At 65.2% G+C, this 1,548-nt stretch carries 1 protein-coding gene; it reads left to right on the plus strand.

The annotated features are described in order from the left end of the window. Positions 1 to 1,548, plus strand: a 1,548-nt coding sequence (locus M2283_RS51505) for a condensation domain-containing protein (RefSeq protein WP_280883565.1), incomplete at its 3' end; no start/stop codon positions are given.

Raw genomic sequence — 1,548 nt, forward strand, 5'->3', positions numbered from 1 at the left:
GTGATCGGGCGCCATGAGTCACTGCGGACGGTGTTCCCGGTGGTCGACGGCGAGCCGTACCAGCACGTCCTCGGCATGGACGAACTCCAATGGGAATTGACCGCTACTGAGATCGCTTCGGACGAACTCCCCGATGCGCTGAGCCGGATCACATCTCACGCTTTCGACCTCGCGGTCGAGATTCCGTTGAAGGCGTGGTTGTTCGAGACCGATCCCGGTGAGCACGTGTTGGCCCTGATGGTCCATCACATTGCCGCCGACGGATGGTCGATGACGCCCATGCTCCGGGACTTGTCGGTGGCGTATGGGGCGCGGGTGTCGGGTGGGTTGCCGGGTTGGGGTGTGTTGCCGGTTCAGTATGCGGATTATGCGTTGTGGCAGCGGGAGTTGTTGGGTGGGGAGGGTGATGCTGGGAGTTTGATGTCGCGTCAGGTGGCGTATTGGCGTGGTGTGTTGGCTGGTGTTCCGGAGGAGTTGGGGTTGCCGTTTGATCGGGTGCGGCCGGTGGTGGCGTCGCATCGTGGTTTTTCGGCGGGGTTCGAGGTGCCGACTGGGGTTCATGCGCGGTTGGTGGGGTTGGCGCGTGCTGAGGGTGTGACGGTGTTCATGGTGTTGCAGGCGGGGCTTGCGGTGCTGCTGTCGCGTCTGGGTGCAGGAACCGACATTCCGATCGGGAGCGCGATCGCCGGGCGGACGGATGAGGCCCTGGATGATCTGGTGGGTTGTTTTGTGAATACGTTGGTGATCCGGACTGATCTGTCGGGTGATCCTTCGTTCCGTGAGGTGTTGGGGCGGGTGCGGGAGGCGGGTCTTGGTGCGTATGCGCATCAGGATGTGCCGTTCGAGCGGTTGGTGGAGGAGCTGGCTCCGTCTCGTTCGCTGGCCCGGCATCCCCTCTTCCAGGTCGTCCTGACGATGCACAACACCGCTGAGGCAGCGGTTGAGTTGGCCGGCCTCGACGGTGAGCGAGTGCGGACGGCTCGTCCTGCGGCGAAGTTCGACCTGGACGTGATGGTCGGCGAGACGTTCGACGACGACGGTGTTCCGAGTGGCGTCCTCGGGACGGTGACGGTGGCTGCGGATCTGTTCGACGAGGAGGCCGCGGCGGGGCTCGCGGGTCGGTGGGTGCGGGTGCTGTCGGCGTTGGTCGAGGATCCGCAGGTACGGGTGGGGGCCATCGACGTCCTGGACCCGGCCGAGCGTCATCGCGTACTGACCTCGTGGAACGACAGTGCTGTCCCATCGGCGGACACGATGCTTCCGCAGCTGATAGCCGCGCGGGGAAGTTCTGACAGCGCCGTCGCGGTGGTGTCGGGTGGTGTGTCGGTGTCGTATGGGGAGTTGGATGCGCGGGCGAATCGGTTGGCGCATTTCCTGCGGGCGCAGGGTGTCGGCCCTGAGTCGGTGGTGGGGTTGTGTCTGCCCCGGGGTGTCGACATGGTTGCGGCGATTTTGGGTGTGTGGCGGGCGGGGGCGGCGTATGTGCCGTTGGATCCGGGTCTGCCGGCGGAGCGGATTGCGTTCATGCTGGCGGACAGTGGTGCGGTG

The organism is Streptomyces pseudovenezuelae, from assembly GCF_029892565.1.
GTDB classification, from domain to species: domain Bacteria; phylum Actinomycetota; class Actinomycetes; order Streptomycetales; family Streptomycetaceae; genus Streptomyces; species Streptomyces pseudovenezuelae_A.